Origin of the sequence: Novosphingobium kunmingense (assembly GCF_002813245.1) — a bacterium.
In the GTDB taxonomy this organism is placed as follows: Bacteria; Pseudomonadota; Alphaproteobacteria; order Sphingomonadales; family Sphingomonadaceae; genus Novosphingobium; species Novosphingobium kunmingense.
Window position 1 is genome coordinate 15,778 of sequence record NZ_PHUF01000008.1, and the last position, 16,773, is coordinate 32,550.

Consider the following 16,773-nt stretch of genomic DNA (forward strand, 5'->3'; position numbering starts at 1 on the left):
ATCAATCCTCTTCGCTGCGGCTCGGGAGAGCGTTCTGCTGACCCAGCGCACGCTTCATTTCCTCAAGCTCCTCGTCGATCTTGTCCTGCCCGGCGAGCGCCGCGATCTCGTCGGCGAGGCTGGGCTGCTTGGTCCCGTCGGCCAGGCTCAGCGCATCGGCGCGGCCTTCGGCATAGTCGACCCGGCGCTCGAGCTGGTCGAACCGGGCCATTGCCTCGTCGACCCGCTCGCTGGCGAGCAGCGTGCGCAGCTTGACGCGGTTCTCGGCGCTTTCGAGACGCGCGGCGATCGCGGTCTGGCGGCTGCGGGCTTCGCGCATGCGGGTCTGCAGCTTCTCGATGTCGATCTCGTAGGCGCGCAGCGCGTCGTCCAGCACGGCGATCTCGGTCTTGAGCTGGTCGGACATGTCGCCGGCCTTCTTCTTTTCGACGAGGGCGGCGCGGGCGAGGTCCTCGCGATCCTTCGACAGGGCGAGCTGGGCCTTGTCGGCCCAGTCGGCCTGAAGCTGGTCAAGCTTGATTGTGTGGCGGTGCATTTCCTTCTGATCGGCAATCGTGCGTGCCGCGCTGGCCCGGACCTCGACCAGGGTTTCCTCCATTTCAAGGATGATCATGCGGATCATCTTGGCCGGGTCGTCGGCCTTGTCGAGCAGGTCGTTGAAGTTGGCGGCGATGATGTCACGGGTACGGCTGAAAATGCCCATCAAGGGTGCTCCGAGGCTGGGGGTCGGGGAACGGCGCAGGCGGTCGACTTCCGCGTCGAGACGCGACTGGCGACGGGTCTGGCCGTAGGAGGGTTCGGTATGGGCCGGAACGCGGGTCAGGCGAGGGGACTGGGGGTCGCCTGCGGGGGGGGGGTCGCGTTCCGGCCCAAGGGGGTTGTCCCTGTCAACGGGGTCATTGATCACGGCTGCGTCCTTCAGGCCTGCGCGGTCGCGGCGGCGACCGGGGTGGCGGCCAGCGCGGGCGCGGCCTGCTGCTGGGTCAGGACGAAGAGGTTGAACGACAGCATCGCCCCGACCGAAAGGACGATCGCCTTGTCGAGCTTGGTGGCGGTGGAGAAGGTCTTGGTGAACATGATATCCTCGCGGAAAGAGTGCTTGTTCACGTAAGAGCAAGGCGCGTGCCAATTCGGGAGCACGACGGATTTGCGCCATTTGGCCACTAGATCGACCAACGACATGTGGTGATCCTTGCGCCGTGTTGGGGATTTTTGCTACATATTGGGCATGGAGCGGGACGTTCAATTTCTCGGTCAGTCCGAGGCCTTCCTCGACGCGGTCGATCGCACCAGCCGTGCCGCTCCGATGCGGCGTCCGGTCCTGGTGATCGGCGAGCGCGGGACGGGCAAAGAGCTGGTGGCCGAACGCCTTCACCGCCTGTCGCGGCGCTGGGACGAGCCGCTGGTCACGCTGAACTGCGCGGCTTTGCCGGAAACGCTGATCGAGGCGGAATTGTTCGGTCATGAGCAGGGTGCCTTCACCGGTGCTACCAGAGCGCGGGCCGGCCGGTTCGAGGAAGCCGACAAAGGGACGCTTTTTCTCGACGAACTGGCGACGCTGTCGATGGGCGCGCAGGAACGCCTGCTGCGCGCCGTCGAATACGGCGAGGTCACGCGGATCGGATCGTCGCGGCCGAACAAGGTCGACGTGCGCATTGTTGCCGCCACCAACGAGAATCTGCCGCGCCTGGCGCAACAAGGTCGGTTCCGCGCCGACCTGCTCGACCGGTTGAGCTTCGATGTCATCACCCTGCCGCCGCTTCGCGCGCGCGAGGGCGATATCCCGGTGCTTTCCGACCATTTCGGCCGGCGCATGGCGACGGAGCTGCACTGGGAGCAATGGCCGGGCTTCTCGCCGGCCGCGATGCGCGCGCTCGAAGACTATGCCTGGCCCGGCAACGTGCGCGAGCTGCGCAACGTGGTGGAACGCGCAGTCTATCGCTGGGACGACTGGGACCGCCCGGTTGGCCATGTCCAATTCGACCCTTTCGAGAGCCCGTGGTCGCCGCAGGCAAGCCCGCGCCCGCCTGCTTCGGCGGATGAGCCGACGCCGAACGCCCCGGCCAGCGGTCATGCGTCGTTCGACACCGTGTCGGACCTGCGCTCCGCCGTCGATGCGTACGAACGTGCGATCCTCGAGCATGCCCTGGGGCGCAACCGCTACAACCAGCGGCAGACCGCCAAGGCGCTCGGTCTGACCTACGACCAGCTGCGCCACTGCATGAAGAAGCATGGCCTTAACGAAGCATTCGGTGGCTAGTGGCGCCTGATGGACGCCTAATGGCCGCAGGGTAAAGGGTGGAGTCGGCCCGCCCGCGCCGGCGTCGCGCCTCCGCACGGCGGCGCAAAGAGGATTGAGCCGATGGAGAATGCCAAAGGTTGTTTCAGGTCGGCCGGACTGATTTGGCTCGCGCTGGTCGTCCTGGTCGGTTTGGCCGGGGCATGGATGACCCGTAACGTCGACACGGTGGCCGAAGCAGCAGCGGAAGCCTCGGGTCTCAAGGACGCCGTCGCTCGTGACCAAGCGGCGCGCTGCGAACGGGCCAAACGCGAGGCGCAGCGGGTCTGGGACGCGGCCGTCGAGAGTGGGCGGTTCGACGAGAGCCGGGACCGGATCGACGAAACCGAGGCTGAAGCCAAGTTACTGTGCGCAGGCACCTAAGCGGTACGGTGAAAACCGGGTTAAAGAGTTGGCAAGGGCGCTGCTGTAGGGTGAACGTCTGAAATCAGGCCGGCAAGGAACCCTGGCATGAACGCTTTCGCTTCCGTACCGCCCTATGGGCGCAATCGGGCCAGTGCCCGCGGATACCAGGTGCTGTTCCATGCCGACAGCGTCAACCGCTGCCCTGGCTGTCACGGCACCAATTGGCTCGTAGGCCGGATCACCGCCGAATGCGCGCGCTGCGGAACGGCGCTGCCGCTGGCCGAGGCGGCGACGATGGGGCTTGATCCCTTCGGGCACCAGCAGGTCGCACTGCACATGGTGACCGGCGGCAAACCGTGGCGCGAACGCCGTGCCGAGGAACGCAAATCCGCCTCGGGCCGCGTGCTCACCCTGCACATCGACGGGGCGCCGCGAGCCTTCGCCATCGAGGACATCTCGTCCGGCGGGGTCAAGGGCGAGGCGATCGAGGACGTGTTCAACAGCAAACAGCTTATGGTCGAGTTGGAAGACGGCACCACGCTGGCGGCCGAGGTGCGCTGGCGCAGCGGCGGGTTCATCGGCCTGGCCTTCGTCGATCCGGCAAAGGGCTGACCTGCCAGACATTTGCGACGCTCCGGCGGAGCCTTGCGCACTTTCGCGCGTTGATCGGGCGAAGGCCGCATGGGCGGCCATAACGCCTGGGATTTGCGATGCGTCTGATACCGGTTCTAGCCACTCTGCCCGTCATGCTGGCGATCGCGGCCTGCGATCTGCTCAACCGGGACGATCGCCAGGCCCCCGCTGACGTGGCGGCGCAGGGCGCGCCGGCCCCGGCTCCCGATCCGATGGCCGCGCACGATCTGCAGCCGGGCACCGCCCTGCCGGCCGACCTTGCCGACGACCAGCCGCGCCCGGTCATGCAGGCGCAGGTCGTACTAGACCGGCTGGGCTTCACGCCCGGCGTCGTCGACGGCAAGGAAGGCCTTTCGACCAGGAACGCGTTGCTCGGATTCCAGGAAGCCAACGGTTTCGATCAGACCGGCAAGCTGGACGATGCGACGAAGGCCGGACTTGCCCGGTTCGACAATATTCCGGCGACGCGCGTGGTCACGATCCCCGCCGATTTTGCGGCGGGGCCGTTTCTGCCGATCCCCGACAAGGCTGCCGACCAGGCGAAGCTGCTAGCGATGGGCTATACCTCGCTGGACGAAAAGCTGGCCGAACGGTTCCACACAACCATCGACACCCTGAAGGCCTTGAACCCGGGCGGTGTGCCGGCGGGCGCTCCGAGGGCGGCCTCGCCAACGCCATCGGCCACGCCATCGCCGATGCAGGACGCGAAAGAGAACGGCGCTTCGCAGCCCACCCTGTTCCGCGCCGGACAGCAGATCCGTGTGCCCAATGTCGGGGCCGACGCGATGGACGCCAGGCAGGTGAGCGACGCCAAGTGGCGCGATACGCTGGCGATGCTCGGCGTCGGGACCACCCAGCCCAAGGCGGCGCGGATCGTCGTCAGCAAGAGCAAGGGAACGCTCAAGGTCTATGATGCGAACGACAAGCTGGTCGGCATGTTCACCGCGACCATGGGATCGCAGCACGACCCGCTTCCGCTCGGCAACTGGAAGATCCTTGGCGTCGCGCGCAATCCGCCGTTCCACTACAACCCCGAACTGTTCTGGGACGTCGACGACGGCGAGAGCAAGGAACTGCTGCCACCCGGGCCGAACGGGCCGGTGGGTGTCGCCTGGATCGATCTCAGCAAAGAGCATTACGGCATCCACGGCACGCCCGAGCCGCAGACCATCGGCCGCGCGCAAAGCCACGGCTGCGTCCGCCTGACCAACTGGGACGTCGCGCGCCTGGCGCAGATGGTCTCGGGATCCACCAAGGTCCTGTTCGAGGCCTGAGCCATGGCGCAATTCGGCTGGTCCACCCTGATCAAGACGGCGGCGATCACCGCGATCGTCACCTCGGGCCTGTGGCTCGCAGCCGGGCTGGTATGGTATTCGCGCCTCGCCCCGGGCGCCGGAGCAGGCGACCAAGGTGTGCCGGGCGAACCGGCCGCTGCGAACCTGTCGCAAGGCGGGCCGCCAGTGGCACCCGCCGGAGCCGCCGCGCAAGGCGCCTCGCTGGTCAGGGCCAGCCTCGAGACCGCTCCCGCGCCGCCCAACACGCCCGGCGCCCTGGTGATGCCGGTGGTCGGCGTCCTGCCGCACAGCCTGGTCGACACATTCACCCAAAGCCGCTCTGATGGCCGTGTACACGACGCGATCGACATCATGGCAGCGCGCGGCACGCCGGTTGTGGCGGCCGCGTCAGGCACGATCGAAAAGCTGTTCTGGTCGAACCTTGGCGGAAACACCGCCTATGTTCGGTCACCCGATCGGAGGCTGATCTATTATTATGCCCACCTAGACGCCTATGCGCCGGGACTTGCCGAGAACCGGCCCATCCGGGCAGGCGCGCCGATCGGAACGGTCGGTTCCACGGGCAACGCAAGCCCGTCAGGGCCGCACCTTCACTTCGCGATAATGGCAACCTCGCCCGACCGAAAGTGGTACCAACCCGCAACCGCGATAAATCCGTATCCGATGCTGGGACGGGGCGCGCGGTGAGCGGCGCTACTTGGTGGCATATTGCCCGGCTTTGGCCTGGAAATTGTCGCGCGCCCATGTCTTTGCGGCGGCAGCGGTTTTGAACAGTTCGTCCTGCAGAGTTCCGGTGACGATCGGATAGCCCTGACTGTTGTAGCGAATGTCGCGAACAGTCAGGCGGTAGTTGCCTTCGGCGTCCTGGTTGATGAGGAACGGAAGAGTTGCTTCATTCGACATTGTGGGTCTCCCTGGCGGCGCGATCTTGTTCGGCCTGGTTGAGGCGTTCGGCGCGTGACGCCTGAATGCCAAGTTCGCGCGCTGCCAGTGCAAGCCAGGCGGCCTGTGATCGCAGCAGCGTGGCGCGCTGATTGTCCAGTTCGGTCGCCGCCGCGGCGCGTTCGCAGGCCTCCGCCTGTTGCAGATAGTAGCTTGCAGATTGCGCCATGACGATGAACCTTGCCAGTTGGAGGGTCGGGGCACCGCCGGGCGGCGCCCCTCGAATAGTCAGCCGATCACTTCGGCAACCGCCCGCCGCAATTCGTCGCGGCTCAGTACGCCGAAGCGGCTGGCGCCAGGCAGGAAGGGCCGGTTGCGGCTTTGAAAGGTGTGGCCGCAGGCGGCCGGAACGGCCCTGCGGGCCGCGGCGGTTATCAGATCATACATAATGGTATTCCTCGGCGCCACGTAGGCGCCGTAATCGTTGTCAGGTGTTTCGAACCTAACGCCGCACCCCACGGCGCGGTCCACCACCGGGTCCTCCGCCGGGACCTTTTTCCCGGAAGACGATGCGGCCCTTGGACAGGTCGTAGGGGGTCATTTCGACCTTGACCCGGTCGCCCACCACCGAGCGAATGCGAAACTTGCGCATCTTCCCGGCGGTGTAAGCGATGATCCGGTGGTCGTTTTCCAGCATGACGCCAAAGCGCCCATCCGGAAGGATTTCGTCGATCTGGCCATCAAGGGTCAGAAGATCCTCTTTGGCCATGATCTTACGCGGACTCGAGGTTGACGGCCGAAGCCTTACCGCGATTGTCCGTTTCCACGTCGAACTTCACGCGCTGATCCTTGTCGAGGCTGCGCATGCCGGCCTTTTCGACGGCACTGATGTGGACGAAGCTGTCAGCCCCGCCGCCATCGGGCGCGATAAAGCCATAACCCTTGTCTGCGTTGAAGAATTTTACGGTGCCTACTGGCATGGGGTGTTCCTTTCACGAAACGAGTGACCCCGCGTGCCCGAGTGGCCCGCAGGAGCATTAGTGGCGAGAAAAGGAACGAAGGGGCCGGTTAAAAGACCGAAAGGTTCCGTCGCAGGCGACGTTAGCGGATCCCTATATAGACAGACTTGCGGGAAATGCAATCACGGTGATCCCGGCGCACCGTCGATCGCCTGTCTTTAACCCCGGATTCGCCCTTGCTTTTAGCTGCCTTCGCGCCTATCTGGCGCTCAATCCCGACATTGTGACGCAACGAAGGGGCTGGCGCCGCAAGGGGCCGGCACGAAACCCTGTTGTCACAGCGCCGGTTTATCGGAGTTTTCATGGCGGATATCGCGCGCATCACCGAAGTTGTCGAGCCGGAGGCCAGGGCCCTTGGATTCGATCTCGTGCGCGTGCGTTATTTCAAGGGCGGCGAGATCGGCCCGCTCTCCGACGCCGAGGAATACACCCTGCAGATCATGGCCGAGCGCCCCGAGACCGGCCAGCTGGTGATCGAGGACTGTGCCGCGCTTTCGCACCGCGTGTCCGATGTGATCGACGCGCTGGAAGAAAAGGGCGAAGTGCTGATCGCAGATGCCTACCGGCTCGAAGTCAGCTCGCCCGGGATCGACCGGCCGCTGACCCGCCCGCAGGACTATGCCAACTGGGCCGGGCACGAGGCGCGCATCAATCTGGTCAACGCGATCGAGGGCAACCGCAAGGCGCTCCATGGCGACCTTGTCAGTATCGACGGCGATACCGTGACGCTTGACGACAAGAAGAGCGGGCGCGTGTCGTTTCCGCTGTCCGATATCCAATCCGCCAAGCTTGTCCTGACCGACAGGCTGATAGCCGCAACCCGCCCGCTGGACGCCACAGGGGCCGACGATATTCTCGAAGAACAGGAAGACTGAAAATGGCCAGTCCGATTTCCGCCAACCGCGCCGAACTGCTCGCGATCGCCAACTCGGTCGCGACCGAGAAGATGATCGACAAGTCGATCGTCATCGAGGCGATGGAAGAAGCGATCCAGAAGTCTGCGCGCAACCGCTATGGCGCCGAAAACGACATTCGCGCCAAGCTCGATCCGCGAACCGGCGACCTGCGCCTGTGGCGCGTCGTCGAGGTGGTCGGGGAAGTGGACGACTACTTCAAGCAGATCGACCTCAAGGCCGCGCAGAAGCTCGACAAGGATGCCAAGCTGGGCGACTTCATCGTCGATCCGCTGCCGCCTGTCGATCTTGGCCGCATCGACGCGCAGTCGGCCAAGCAGGTGATTTTCCAGAAGGTCCGCGATGCCGAGCGTGACCGCCAGTACGAAGAGTTCAAGGACCGCGCCGGCGAAGTCGTGACGGGCGTGATCAAGTCGGTCGAATTCGGCCACGTGATCGTCAACCTCGGCCGCGCCGAAGGCGTGATTCGCCGCGACCAGCAGATCCCGCGTGAAGTCGCCCGCGTGGGCGAACGCGTGCGCGCCTATATCAGCAAGGTGGAGCGCCAGAACCGCGGCCCGCAGATCTTCCTCAGCCGCTCGCACCCCGATTTCATGAAGAAGCTGTTCGCGCAGGAAGTGCCCGAAATCTACGACGGCATCATCGAGATCAAGGCTGCTGCCCGCGATCCGGGCAGCCGTGCCAAGATCGGCGTGATCAGCCGTGATTCGAGCATCGACCCCGTCGGCGCCTGCGTCGGCATGAAGGGCAGCCGCGTCCAGGCCGTCGTGCAGGAACTGCAGGGCGAAAAGATCGACATCATCCCCTGGTCGGAAGACACCGCGACCTTCGTCGTCAACGCGCTGCAGCCCGCGACGGTCAGCCGCGTCGTGATCGACGAAGAAGAAAGCCGCATCGAAGTCGTCGTGCCCGATGACCAGCTGTCGCTTGCCATCGGCCGCCGCGGTCAGAACGTGCGTCTCGCCAGCCAGCTAACCGGCAGCCAGATCGACATCATGACCGAAGCGGAATCGAGCGAGAAGCGCCAGAAGGAGTTCGCCGAGCGCTCGAAGATGTTCGAGGAAGAACTCGACGTCGACGAAACCCTGTCGCAGCTGCTGGTCGCCGAAGGCTTCAGCGAGCTCGAAGAAGTCGCCTATATCGAGATCAGCGAACTCGCCACGATCGAAGGCTTCGACGAAGAACTCGCCGAGGAACTGCAGAGCCGTGCCAGCGAGGCGCTCGAACGCCGCGAAGCCGCGCACCGCGAACAGCGTACCGCTCTTGGCGTCGAGGATGCCCTGGCCGAGCTGCCGCACCTGACCGAGGCCATGCTGGTCACGCTGGGCAAGGCCGGGATCAAGACGCTCGACGACCTGGCCGATCTCGCGACCGACGAGTTGATCGCTAAGAAACGCACTGAACAGCGCCGCCGCGACAATTCGCCGGCCGGGCCGAAGCCGGCTCCGCGCCGCAGCGAACGCCAGGAAGACAAGGGCGGCGTGCTGGGCGAATACGGCTTGTCCGAAGAGCAGGGCAACGAGATCATCATGGCGGCCCGCGCGCACTGGTTCGAAGACGAGGAGGCCGCCGATGCGGATTCCTCACAATGAGCGCGTAAGCTCCGACATCGCTGACGCCGGACCGGAAAGAACCTGTATCCTTTCCGGTGCCGCAGAGCCGCGCGACGCGCTGGTCCGCCTGGCGATCTCGCCCGATGGACTGGTGCTGCCCGACGCGCTGGCCCGCGCGCCCGGGCGCGGCGCCTGGATCGGCATTTCGCGAGAGGCCCTTGAAAAAGCGGTCGCCAAGGGCAAGCTTAAGGGAGCATTGGCGCGCGCGTTCAAAGGCGCTGCGCTGACCATCCCCGACGACCTGGCGCAGCGCACCGAAGCGGCGCTGATCCGCGCTTTCACCGACCGCCTCGGCCTCGAACTCAAGAGCGGGCGGCTGCTGACCGGGTCGGACCGCATCGCCGAACACGCCCGGATGGGCAAGGTCGCTTGGCTGGCCCACGCGGCCGATGCGGGCGAGGATGGATCGCGCAAGCTCGACCAGGCCTGGCGCGTGGGCGAGGACGCGGAAGGAACCGGCATGGCAGGCGTAACCTTGCCACTGGACCGCACGGCGCTGTCTGTGGCATTGGGCCGCGACAACGTCGTCCACCTGGCGCTGACCGATTCCCAGGCCGCGCAAAGGCTGGCCGTTCCCCTGCAGCGCCTGCTGCGTTTTCTGGGGCAGGGCGAGAAGACCGGACAGAACAACGGCAAAGGATCGGCTGACCGGGCCGGCCCTGCGCTCGACGACGATATGATTGAAGGACGTGACGGGTAATGAGCGATACCGATAACAAATCGACGCTGGGCCGGAAGCCCCTGGGGCTGAAGCGCTCGGTCGAAGCGGGCGAGGTCAAGCAGACCTTCAGCCACGGCCGCACCAACAAGGTGGTGGTCGAGGTGAAGCGCCGCAAGCTGATCGGCAAGCCCGGCGCGGCCGAGGTTGCCGCTCCGCCGCCCCCGCCTGCGCCCGCGCCCGCACCGGTCGTTGCCGCGCCCAGGCCCGCCGCGCCGCGTCCGCCCGTCTCGAACGAAACGCCGCAGGAGCGCGTTGCCCGCCTCCAGCGCGAAGCTGAAGAGGCGCGCCTCGCGGTCCTGGCCGAGCAGACCGAGCGCGAGACCGAAGAGCGTGCTCGCGCGATCGAGGACGAACGCCGCCGCGCGGAGGAAAATCGCAAGGCCGAAGCCGAAGCCGCTGCCGCGCCTGCTCCGGCGCCCGAACCGGTTGCTGCCGAGGAAGCGGCTCCCGCCGAAGCCGAGACGGAACAGGACGAACGCACCGCCGCCCCCGCGCCGCGCCGCTTCACCCCGGTCGCCGCGCCCAAACGTCCCGAACCGGCCGCGCCGGCCGCGAAGAAGCCTGCTCATCCGCGCGACAAGAGCGGCGGCGACCAGCGTCGCCACGCCGGCAAGCTTACCGTCACCCGCGCGCTCAACGAGGACGAAGGCGCCCGCGCACGTTCGCTCGCCGCCCTGAAGCGCGCGCGTGAAAAGGAACGCCGCGCGCACTTTGCCGGGCAGAGCCAGCCGCGCGAAAAGCAGTCGCGCGAGGTTATCGTGCCCGAGGCGATCACCGTCCAGGAACTGGCCAACCGCATGGCCGAGAAGGGCGCCGACCTGGTGAAGGCGCTGTTCAAGATGGGCATGATGGTCACCGTCAACCAGACGATCGACCAGGACACCGCCGAACTGCTGGTCGAGGAATTCGGCCACACCATCAACCGCGTCAGCGAAAGCGATGTCGACATCGACACCGCCGTGGACGTCGATGCGCCCGAAACGCTGAAGGCGCGCCCGCCGGTCGTGACCATCATGGGCCACGTCGACCACGGCAAGACCAGCCTGCTCGACGCGCTGCGCGGAACCGACGTGGTGCGCGGCGAAGCCGGCGGCATCACGCAGCACATTGGCGCCTACCAGATCAAGACCAAGGGCGGCGACCTCGTCACCTTCCTCGATACCCCGGGCCACGAAGCCTTCACCGAAATGCGCATGCGCGGGGCCAACGTCACCGACATCGTCATCCTGGTGGTGGCCGGCGACGACGGGCTGATGCCGCAGACGATCGAGGCGATCAACCACACCAAGGCAGCCGGCGTGCCGATGATCGTGGCGATCACCAAGGCCGACAAGCCGGAATACAATCCGCAGAAGATCCGCGAACGCCTGCTCGAACACGAGATCGTGGTCGAAGCGATGTCGGGCGACGTGCAGGACGTGGAAGTTTCGGCCAAGAGCAAGGCCGGTCTTGACGAACTGATCGAGAAAATCCTGCTGCAGGCCGAACTGCTCGAACTGAAAGCCAACCCGGACCGCGCGGCAGAAGCCACCGTGATCGAAGCCAAGCTCGACAAGGGCAAGGGCCCGCTGGCGACGGTTTTGGTCAACCGCGGCACATTGAAGGTTGGCGACATCCTCGTGGTCGGCACCCATTCGGGCCGTGTCCGCGCGATGCTCGACGACAAGGGCCGCCAGGTGAAGACCGCTCTGCCGTCCGCTCCGGTCGAGGTGCTGGGCATCGGCGGCGTGCCGATGGCCGGTGATACGCTGGCCGTGGTCGAGAGCGAAACCCGTGCCCGCGAAGTCGCCGCCTATCGTCAGGAAAAGGCGACCGCCAAGCGCACCACCACGGCGCCCGCCAGCCTGGAAAACATGTTCTCCGCGCTGTCGGCCAAGCAGGCGGTCATCGAATACCCGGTCGTCGTTAAGAGCGACGTGCAGGGTTCGACCGAGGCGATCGTCAACGCACTGAACAAGCTGTCGAACGACGAGATCAAGGTGAAGATCCTGTCCTCGGGCGTCGGCGCGATCACCGAAAGCGACGTGAGCCTTGCGGCCGCTTCCGGCGCGCCGATCATCGGCTTCCACGTCCGTCCCAACGCCAAGGCGCGCGAGATGATCGAGCGCAACAAGGTGCGGATGAAGTACTTCGACGTGATCTATCACCTGACCGATGAAGTCGCCAAGGAAATGGCCGGCATCTGGGGGCCGGAACGGATCGAACACGTCGTCGGCCGGGCCGAGGTCAAGGAAGTGTTCCCGGCCGGCAAGCGCGACAAGGCCGCCGGTCTGCTGGTTGTCGAAGGCTTCCTCAGGAAGGGCCTCAACGCCCGCCTTACGCGTCAGGATGTCATCGTTTCGAAGACCACGATCGCTTCGCTGCGCCGCTTCAAGGATGACGTTCCGGAAGTCCGCGCGGGTCTGGAATGCGGCGTGGTTCTGGCCGACACCAACGACATCAAGCCGGGCGACATGCTCGAAGTCTTCGAGGTCGAGGAACGCGAACGCACGCTGTAATGGCCGACGCCGCCCTGCTGCCGAACTACAATGACCTGATGGGGTCGGAGGTCCTGTCCTTCGACCCCGCCAGCGAAACGATCACCATGCGCTTTGTCGCGCCGCAGTGCTTCATCACCGGACGCGGCGGGGTGCAGGGCGGGCTGGTGGCAGGCTTCCTCGACGAGGTAATGGGCCGAGCCCATGTCGAGGCGACGAAGGGCGCAGAGGCACCGCTGAATCTGGAAATCGCCATGACCTTGATGAAGCTGATCCCGGAAGGTCCGTTGCTCGCAAAGGGGCGCGTCATCCGTCGTGGGCGTCGGGCGATTTTCCTCGAGGGCGAACTGTTCGACGCGGCCGGTACGACACTTTACGCGCGCGCGACGTCCACCGCGATCCCCACCCCCGTGCCGAGGGCCGTCTGATGGGAAACAAGCCGGCCACGCCCGAAACCCGCTCGGTCCGTCTCCTGAAGGTGGGCGAACAGGTCCGCCATGTGATCAGCGAATTGCTGACGCGGCAGATGGTGCATGATGACGTGCTGACGGCCCATGCGGTGAGCGTAACCGAAGTGCGCATGAGCCCGGACCTGCGCCACGCGACGGTCTTTGTGAAGCCCCTGCTGGGCGAGGACGAGGACGCAGTGCTCAAGGCGCTGCGCACCAACACCGCCTTTTTCCAGAAGGAAGTGGCCGGCAAGCTGCGCCTCAAATACGCCGCGAAGATTAAGTTCCTGCCCGACGAGACCTTCGACGAGGCTGACCGGATCGAACGGTTGCTGCGCGATCCCAAGGTGGCCCGCGACCTCGACGATGACCAGGGCGACGGCGAATAGCGTTCGCTCTGGTCTTTGCCGGCAAAGCCCCTATCTGATCGAGCAATGGCCAAGCTCTACTTCTACTACGCCAGCATGAACGCGGGGAAATCGACCACGCTGCTGCAGGCCGATTTCAACTACCGCGAGCGCGGCATGGCGACCATGCTGTGGACCGCGGCGCTCGACGACCGGAGCGATCACCAGGCGATCGAGAGCCGCATCGGCCTTGGCGCCGATGCCCAGCGCTACGCGCCGGACACCGACCTGTGGGGGCGCATCAGTGCCGCTCACCGGGTCGAACCGCTGGCCTGCGTGCTGGTCGACGAGGCGCAGTTCCTGACCGAAGCCCAGGTCTGGCAACTGGCGCGGGTCGCCGATCATGCCAATATCCCCGTGCTGTGCTATGGCTTGCGCACCGATTTCCAGGGCGAACTGTTCCACGGGTCGAAGGTCCTGCTCGGCATCGCCGACAGCCTGATCGAACTCAAGGCCGTGTGCCACTGCGGGCGCAAGTCGACCATGAACCTGCGCGTCGATGCGAGCGGCGCTGCCGTGCAGCAAGGCGCCCAGACCGAGATCGGCGGCAACGACCGCTATGTTGCGTTGTGCCGCCGCCATTTCGTCGAGGCACTGGGGCGATGAAGGACGATCCGCTCGGACTGCTGGCTGTGCTGGAGGAAGGCGTGCTGCGGCTCGAGCCACTCGAGGAGCGGCACCGCGAAGCGCTGCGGGCGGCCTGCGCGGAAGATGTCACGATCTGGGAGATGTATGGCATTTCCTACGATCCGGAGCACTTCGACGCGAGCTTTTCGGCTCTTCTCGCCAACTCCGAGAGGCTGCCCTTCGCGATCATGGTCGCAGGCAATCTGGCGGGCATGACGGCCTGGATCGGCACTCACGTTGCGTGGAAGACCTCTGAGATCGGCAACACCTATCTGCGACCGCGCCACCGCGGCGGGCAGATCAATGGCCCGCTCAAGCGAATGATGCTGGCCCACGGTTTTGCTTGTGGGCTGAAGCGGATGTTCTTCTCGGTCGATACCCGCAACGAGCGAAGTCAGGCCGCCTGCCGCAAGATTGGGGCAACCTTCGAAGGCGTCCTGCGCAATCACATGATTACCTGGACCGGATACCTGCGCGACAGCGCCATATTCTCGGTCGTCGAACGCGACCGGGAGCGATTGGGACTATGACCGAAACCATCTTCAACGCCGCGGCGATCATCCTGCCGCTGATCTTCGCGATCGTCTTTCACGAGGTGGCCCACGGCTGGGTCGCCCGCGCGCTGGGCGATCCGACCGCCTCGCAATTGAACCGGCTGAGCCTCAACCCGCTGCGCCATGTCGATCCGGTCGGCACGATCCTGGTGCCGGGAGCGCTCAAGCTGATGGGCCTGCCGGTGTTCGGTTGGGCCAAGCCGGTGCCGGTCGATTTCCGGCGGCTCAACAACCCGCGCCGCGACATGATCCTGGTTGCTGCGGCCGGGCCGGGGATGAACCTGCTGATGGCGCTGGTGGGCGCCTTGCTGCTCGGCCTCGTCATCAAGTTTACCGGCGAGCCAAGCCCGCAGAGTCTCGAACACTTCGTCGGCCTCAACCTGCTCAACTTCATCCTGATCAATATCTTCCTGGCGCTGTTCAACCTGCTGCCGATCCCGCCGTTCGACGGATCGCACATTCTGGAAGGGCTGCTGCCGGAGCGTGCTGCGGCGGCCTATCGCAGCCTCCGCAAATTCGGCTTGCTGCTGGTCATCGGCCTTATCGTCGTGCTGCCGCAACTGATTCCGGGGTTCAATCCGGTGGGCGACCTGATCGGCGCACCGGTCGACTGGCTGTCGCAGCGTTATCTCGAAATTGCGCAGGGCATTTCCGGGCGTTGATTTTTATCCGGGTATATATTGACAATATGCCCGGATAAAAATATGCGGCGCTGGAGGAGGCCCAGATGACTGTCACCATTTTTCATGACGACGCCGTGCTGGCGCGCGGCACCTGCGGTTCGTTTGGCGATGCCGTGTGCAAGGCTGCCCGGCAGGCGCCGACCGGTCAGGTCCTGGCTTTCGACGATGACAGTGGAAAGCAAGTCGACCTTGAAATCGCGTTGGCAGCCGAAGCGCGCAAGCGGGGGCGCCCGGCGATGGGAGTCGAGGCCAAGGAGGTTACCTTGCTGCCGCGCCATTGGGCCTGGCTTGCCGCGCAGCCCGGCGGCGCTTCGGTCACCTTGCGCAAGCTGGTCGAGGCCGCCTGCAAGGCCGAACCCAACCAGCGCGACCGGCTGGATGCTGCCTATCGCTTCTTGACCGTGATGGCCGGCAACCGACCGGGCTATGAGGAAGCGATCCGCGCGCTGTATGCCGGTGATCGCGATCGCTTTGCCACGCTGGCCGCAGGCTGGCCGGTTGCGGTGACCGAACATGCGCGCGACCTTGCCTGGCCTGCGACGGCTGCGTGATGCCCGACGGGTGGATCATCCTCGACAAACCGGTCGGGCTGGGTTCGACCCAGGCCGTCGGCGCGGTCAAGCGCATCTGCCGCGAGGCCGGGCTGGGCAAGGTCAAGGTCGGCCACGGCGGAACGCTCGATCCGCTGGCCAGCGGCGTCCTGCCGATCGCGCTGGGCGAAGCGACCAAGCTGTGCGGGCGGATGCTCGATGCCAGCAAGGAATACGCTTTCACCATCCGCTTCGGGGCGGAGACCGACACGCTCGACCTCGAGGGCAAGGTTATTGCAGAAAGCGAAGTCCAGCCGACACGCGGCCAGATCGAGGCGGTCCTGCCGCGCTTCACCGGTAGGATCGAGCAGGTCCCGCCGGTCTATTCGGCGCTCAAGGTCGACGGCGAGCGCGCCTATGACCGGGCGCGCAAGGGCGAGGCGGTTGAGCTGGCAGCGCGCCGGGTCACGGTTCATTCGCTGACGATCGATTCGGTGGAACAGGGCGCTGTCACTTTGGTCGCCCGCGTATCCAAGGGCACCTATATCCGCAGCCTCGCGCGCGATATCGCCCGTGCTCTCGGCACGGTCGGACATGTCACCATGCTGCACCGCCTGGCTGCCGGTCCGTTCGCCGCAAATCAGGCGATTTCGCTGGACAAATTGAACGAAGTGGGTAAGGGCGCCCCCCTTGAGAACGTACTCTTGCCGCTGGAGGCAGGGCTGGTCGACATCCCGGCTCTCAACCTCGGTCCGGAACAGGCAAGCATGGTCCGCCAGGGCCGGGTTCTGACCGGACTGCCCCACACCGACGGGCTGTACTGGGCGCGAAAGGGAAGCACTCCCGTCGCGCTGGTCCAGCTTTCGGGCGGCAACGCCACGGTGGTGCGGGGGTTCAATCTTCCCGATGTCGCGGAGTAGATGATATGTCGGTTACCGCCGAAAAGAAGCAGGAAATCATTCAGGACAACGCCCGTGCCAAGGGTGACACCGGTTCGCCGGAAGTCCAGGTCGCGATCCTGACCAGCCGCATCAACACGCTGCAGGGTCACTTCAAGGACCACCACAAGGACAACCATTCGCGCCGCGGCCTCCTGATGATGGTCAACAAGCGCCGTTCGCTGCTCGACTACCTCAAGAAGAAGGACGTCGATCGGTACAACGCGCTGATCCAGAAGCTCGGTCTTCGCAAGTAATCCAGCGGAGCGGCCCCTAGCGGGCCGCTTTTGCTTTGGGGCATTCCCGCAATCCGGCGGGGCGCCTTGGGGCCCAAATCAGCCCCACACCGGACCGGGACGGAACCCCCGGCAGCAAAACCCGCCGGCA

24 protein-coding genes are annotated in these 16,773 nt (G+C 65.5%); 17 read left to right on the forward strand and 7 right to left on the reverse strand.

The window, feature by feature from the left end:
* Position 1 precedes the first annotated feature (1 nt).
* On the reverse strand, positions 2-742 hold the full coding sequence (pspA, locus tag B0I00_RS16605; RefSeq protein ID WP_232730336.1) for a phage shock protein PspA: 741 nt from the start codon (positions 740-742) through the stop codon (positions 2-4).
* A 176-nt stretch (positions 743-918) separates the two neighbouring features.
* The gene (locus B0I00_RS16610) at positions 919-1,107 is read right to left on the reverse strand and encodes a hypothetical protein (protein WP_100868536.1); all 189 of its coding nucleotides are present in this window, start codon (positions 1,105-1,107) and stop codon (positions 919-921) included.
* Between the two features lie 121 nt (positions 1,108-1,228).
* Between B0I00_RS16610 and pspF the strand changes: the two genes are divergently transcribed.
* From pspF to B0I00_RS16635, 5 genes are all read left to right on the forward strand, one after another.
* On the forward strand, positions 1,229-2,260 hold the full coding sequence (gene pspF / locus B0I00_RS16615; RefSeq protein ID WP_100868537.1) for a phage shock protein operon transcriptional activator: 1,032 nt from the start codon (positions 1,229-1,231) through the stop codon (positions 2,258-2,260).
* 102 nt (positions 2,261-2,362) lie between these two features.
* Positions 2,363-2,662 carry a hypothetical protein gene (locus B0I00_RS16620; protein WP_100868538.1) on the forward strand — a complete coding sequence of 100 codons (300 nt, stop codon included), beginning with the start codon at positions 2,363-2,365 and terminating at the stop codon, positions 2,660-2,662.
* Between the two features lie 87 nt (positions 2,663-2,749).
* Positions 2,750-3,256: a PilZ domain-containing protein gene (locus B0I00_RS16625; protein ID WP_100868539.1), complete on the forward strand. Its 507-nt coding sequence runs from the start codon at positions 2,750-2,752 to the stop codon at positions 3,254-3,256.
* 98 nt (positions 3,257-3,354) lie between these two features.
* Entirely contained in the window at positions 3,355-4,551 is a 1,197-nt protein-coding gene (locus B0I00_RS16630) for a L,D-transpeptidase family protein (RefSeq protein ID WP_232730331.1), read from the forward strand.
* A 3-nt stretch (positions 4,552-4,554) separates the two neighbouring features.
* Positions 4,555-5,259 carry a M23 family metallopeptidase gene (locus B0I00_RS16635; RefSeq protein ID WP_100868541.1) on the forward strand — a complete coding sequence of 235 codons (705 nt, stop codon included), beginning with the start codon at positions 4,555-4,557 and terminating at the stop codon, positions 5,257-5,259.
* A gap of 6 nt (positions 5,260-5,265) precedes the next feature.
* On the opposite strand, the gene B0I00_RS16640 is transcribed toward B0I00_RS16635, so the two are convergent.
* The 5 genes from B0I00_RS16640 to B0I00_RS16655 are packed head-to-tail and all read right to left on the reverse strand — an operon-like array spanning position 5,266 to position 6,434.
* Positions 5,266-5,475, reverse strand: coding sequence for a hypothetical protein (locus B0I00_RS16640; RefSeq protein ID WP_100868542.1), 210 nt, complete (start codon positions 5,473-5,475; stop codon positions 5,266-5,268).
* Entirely contained in the window at positions 5,465-5,683 is a 219-nt protein-coding gene (locus tag B0I00_RS16645; protein WP_100868543.1) for a hypothetical protein, read from the reverse strand. The genes B0I00_RS16640 and B0I00_RS16645 overlap by 11 nt, the downstream gene beginning before the upstream one ends.
* A gap of 59 nt (positions 5,684-5,742) precedes the next feature.
* On the reverse strand, positions 5,743-5,901 hold the full coding sequence (locus B0I00_RS17120) for a hypothetical protein (RefSeq protein ID WP_157812616.1): 159 nt from the start codon (positions 5,899-5,901) through the stop codon (positions 5,743-5,745).
* A 55-nt stretch (positions 5,902-5,956) separates the two neighbouring features.
* Positions 5,957-6,223 (reverse strand): translation initiation factor IF-1, encoded by a 267-nt coding sequence (infA, locus tag B0I00_RS16650; RefSeq protein ID WP_100868544.1) that lies wholly within the window; start codon positions 6,221-6,223, stop codon positions 5,957-5,959.
* Positions 6,224-6,227: 4 nt separating this feature from the next.
* The gene (locus B0I00_RS16655) at positions 6,228-6,434 is read right to left on the reverse strand and encodes a cold-shock protein (protein ID WP_100868545.1); all 207 of its coding nucleotides are present in this window, start codon (positions 6,432-6,434) and stop codon (positions 6,228-6,230) included.
* A 341-nt stretch (positions 6,435-6,775) separates the two neighbouring features.
* Here B0I00_RS16655 and rimP point away from each other — a divergent pair, with 341 nt between their 5' ends.
* From rimP to rpsO, 12 genes are all read left to right on the forward strand, one after another.
* Positions 6,776-7,348: a ribosome maturation protein RimP gene (gene rimP, locus B0I00_RS16660; RefSeq protein ID WP_100868546.1), complete on the forward strand. Its 573-nt coding sequence runs from the start codon at positions 6,776-6,778 to the stop codon at positions 7,346-7,348.
* A 2-nt stretch (positions 7,349-7,350) separates the two neighbouring features.
* The gene (gene nusA / locus B0I00_RS16665) at positions 7,351-8,979 is read left to right on the forward strand and encodes a transcription termination factor NusA (RefSeq protein WP_100868547.1); all 1,629 of its coding nucleotides are present in this window, start codon (positions 7,351-7,353) and stop codon (positions 8,977-8,979) included.
* Positions 8,960-9,700: a DUF448 domain-containing protein gene (locus B0I00_RS16670; protein ID WP_100868548.1), complete on the forward strand. Its 741-nt coding sequence runs from the start codon at positions 8,960-8,962 to the stop codon at positions 9,698-9,700. The genes nusA and B0I00_RS16670 overlap by 20 nt, the downstream gene beginning before the upstream one ends.
* Entirely contained in the window at positions 9,700-12,219 is a 2,520-nt protein-coding gene (gene infB, locus B0I00_RS16675; RefSeq protein WP_100868549.1) for a translation initiation factor IF-2, read from the forward strand. The genes B0I00_RS16670 and infB overlap by 1 nt, the downstream gene beginning before the upstream one ends.
* Positions 12,219-12,626: a PaaI family thioesterase gene (locus B0I00_RS16680; RefSeq protein WP_232730332.1), complete on the forward strand. Its 408-nt coding sequence runs from the start codon at positions 12,219-12,221 to the stop codon at positions 12,624-12,626. Before infB ends, B0I00_RS16680 begins: the two co-directional genes overlap by 1 nt.
* The gene (gene rbfA / locus B0I00_RS16685; RefSeq protein WP_100868550.1) at positions 12,626-13,036 is read left to right on the forward strand and encodes a 30S ribosome-binding factor RbfA; all 411 of its coding nucleotides are present in this window, start codon (positions 12,626-12,628) and stop codon (positions 13,034-13,036) included. The genes B0I00_RS16680 and rbfA overlap by 1 nt, the downstream gene beginning before the upstream one ends.
* Before the next feature lie 45 nt (positions 13,037-13,081).
* On the forward strand, positions 13,082-13,660 hold the full coding sequence (locus B0I00_RS16690; RefSeq protein ID WP_100868551.1) for a thymidine kinase: 579 nt from the start codon (positions 13,082-13,084) through the stop codon (positions 13,658-13,660).
* Positions 13,657-14,211 carry a GNAT family N-acetyltransferase gene (locus B0I00_RS16695; RefSeq protein WP_100868552.1) on the forward strand — a complete coding sequence of 185 codons (555 nt, stop codon included), beginning with the start codon at positions 13,657-13,659 and terminating at the stop codon, positions 14,209-14,211. Before B0I00_RS16690 ends, B0I00_RS16695 begins: the two co-directional genes overlap by 4 nt.
* Positions 14,208-14,897, forward strand: a complete 690-nt coding sequence (locus tag B0I00_RS16700) for a site-2 protease family protein (protein WP_100868553.1) — start codon at positions 14,208-14,210, stop codon at positions 14,895-14,897. Before B0I00_RS16695 ends, B0I00_RS16700 begins: the two co-directional genes overlap by 4 nt.
* A 65-nt stretch (positions 14,898-14,962) precedes the next feature.
* Complete coding sequence (locus B0I00_RS16705; protein WP_100868554.1) at positions 14,963-15,469, forward strand: DUF2239 family protein; 507 nt, start codon at positions 14,963-14,965, stop codon at positions 15,467-15,469.
* Positions 15,469-16,368 (forward strand): tRNA pseudouridine(55) synthase TruB, encoded by a 900-nt coding sequence (gene truB / locus B0I00_RS16710; protein WP_100868555.1) that lies wholly within the window; start codon positions 15,469-15,471, stop codon positions 16,366-16,368. Before B0I00_RS16705 ends, truB begins: the two co-directional genes overlap by 1 nt.
* Before the next feature lie 5 nt (positions 16,369-16,373).
* On the forward strand, positions 16,374-16,643 hold the full coding sequence (gene rpsO / locus B0I00_RS16715) for a 30S ribosomal protein S15 (protein WP_100868556.1): 270 nt from the start codon (positions 16,374-16,376) through the stop codon (positions 16,641-16,643).
* Positions 16,644-16,773: the final 130 nt, after the last annotated feature.

Excerpts from the sequence above, each read along its gene's own strand:
- pspF (WP_100868537.1), top strand. The coding sequence starts at position 1,229 with ATGGAGCGGGACGTTCAATTTCTCGGTCAGTCCGAGGCCTTCCTCGAC.
- B0I00_RS16620 (WP_100868538.1), top strand. The coding sequence starts at position 2,363 with ATGGAGAATGCCAAAGGTTGTTTCAGGTCGGCCGGACTGATTTGGCTC.
- B0I00_RS16625 (WP_100868539.1), top strand. The coding sequence starts at position 2,750 with ATGAACGCTTTCGCTTCCGTACCGCCCTATGGGCGCAATCGGGCCAGT.
- B0I00_RS16630 (WP_232730331.1), top strand. The coding sequence starts at position 3,355 with ATGCGTCTGATACCGGTTCTAGCCACTCTGCCCGTCATGCTGGCGATC.
- B0I00_RS16635 (WP_100868541.1), top strand. The coding sequence starts at position 4,555 with ATGGCGCAATTCGGCTGGTCCACCCTGATCAAGACGGCGGCGATCACC.
- B0I00_RS16640 (WP_100868542.1), bottom strand. The coding sequence starts at position 5,475 with ATGTCGAATGAAGCAACTCTTCCGTTCCTCATCAACCAGGACGCCGAA.
- B0I00_RS16645 (WP_100868543.1), bottom strand. The coding sequence starts at position 5,683 with ATGGCGCAATCTGCAAGCTACTATCTGCAACAGGCGGAGGCCTGCGAA.
- B0I00_RS17120 (WP_157812616.1), bottom strand. The coding sequence starts at position 5,901 with ATGTATGATCTGATAACCGCCGCGGCCCGCAGGGCCGTTCCGGCCGCC.
- infA (WP_100868544.1), bottom strand. The coding sequence starts at position 6,223 with ATGGCCAAAGAGGATCTTCTGACCCTTGATGGCCAGATCGACGAAATC.
- B0I00_RS16655 (WP_100868545.1), bottom strand. The coding sequence starts at position 6,434 with ATGCCAGTAGGCACCGTAAAATTCTTCAACGCAGACAAGGGTTATGGC.
- rimP (WP_100868546.1), top strand. The coding sequence starts at position 6,776 with ATGGCGGATATCGCGCGCATCACCGAAGTTGTCGAGCCGGAGGCCAGG.
- nusA (WP_100868547.1), top strand. The coding sequence starts at position 7,351 with ATGGCCAGTCCGATTTCCGCCAACCGCGCCGAACTGCTCGCGATCGCC.
- B0I00_RS16670 (WP_100868548.1), top strand. The coding sequence starts at position 8,960 with ATGCGGATTCCTCACAATGAGCGCGTAAGCTCCGACATCGCTGACGCC.
- infB (WP_100868549.1), top strand. The coding sequence starts at position 9,700 with ATGAGCGATACCGATAACAAATCGACGCTGGGCCGGAAGCCCCTGGGG.
- B0I00_RS16680 (WP_232730332.1), top strand. The coding sequence starts at position 12,219 with ATGGCCGACGCCGCCCTGCTGCCGAACTACAATGACCTGATGGGGTCG.
- rbfA (WP_100868550.1), top strand. The coding sequence starts at position 12,626 with ATGGGAAACAAGCCGGCCACGCCCGAAACCCGCTCGGTCCGTCTCCTG.
- B0I00_RS16690 (WP_100868551.1), top strand. The coding sequence starts at position 13,082 with ATGGCCAAGCTCTACTTCTACTACGCCAGCATGAACGCGGGGAAATCG.
- B0I00_RS16695 (WP_100868552.1), top strand. The coding sequence starts at position 13,657 with ATGAAGGACGATCCGCTCGGACTGCTGGCTGTGCTGGAGGAAGGCGTG.
- B0I00_RS16700 (WP_100868553.1), top strand. The coding sequence starts at position 14,208 with ATGACCGAAACCATCTTCAACGCCGCGGCGATCATCCTGCCGCTGATC.
- B0I00_RS16705 (WP_100868554.1), top strand. The coding sequence starts at position 14,963 with ATGACTGTCACCATTTTTCATGACGACGCCGTGCTGGCGCGCGGCACC.
- truB (WP_100868555.1), top strand. The coding sequence starts at position 15,469 with ATGCCCGACGGGTGGATCATCCTCGACAAACCGGTCGGGCTGGGTTCG.
- rpsO (WP_100868556.1), top strand. The coding sequence starts at position 16,374 with ATGTCGGTTACCGCCGAAAAGAAGCAGGAAATCATTCAGGACAACGCC.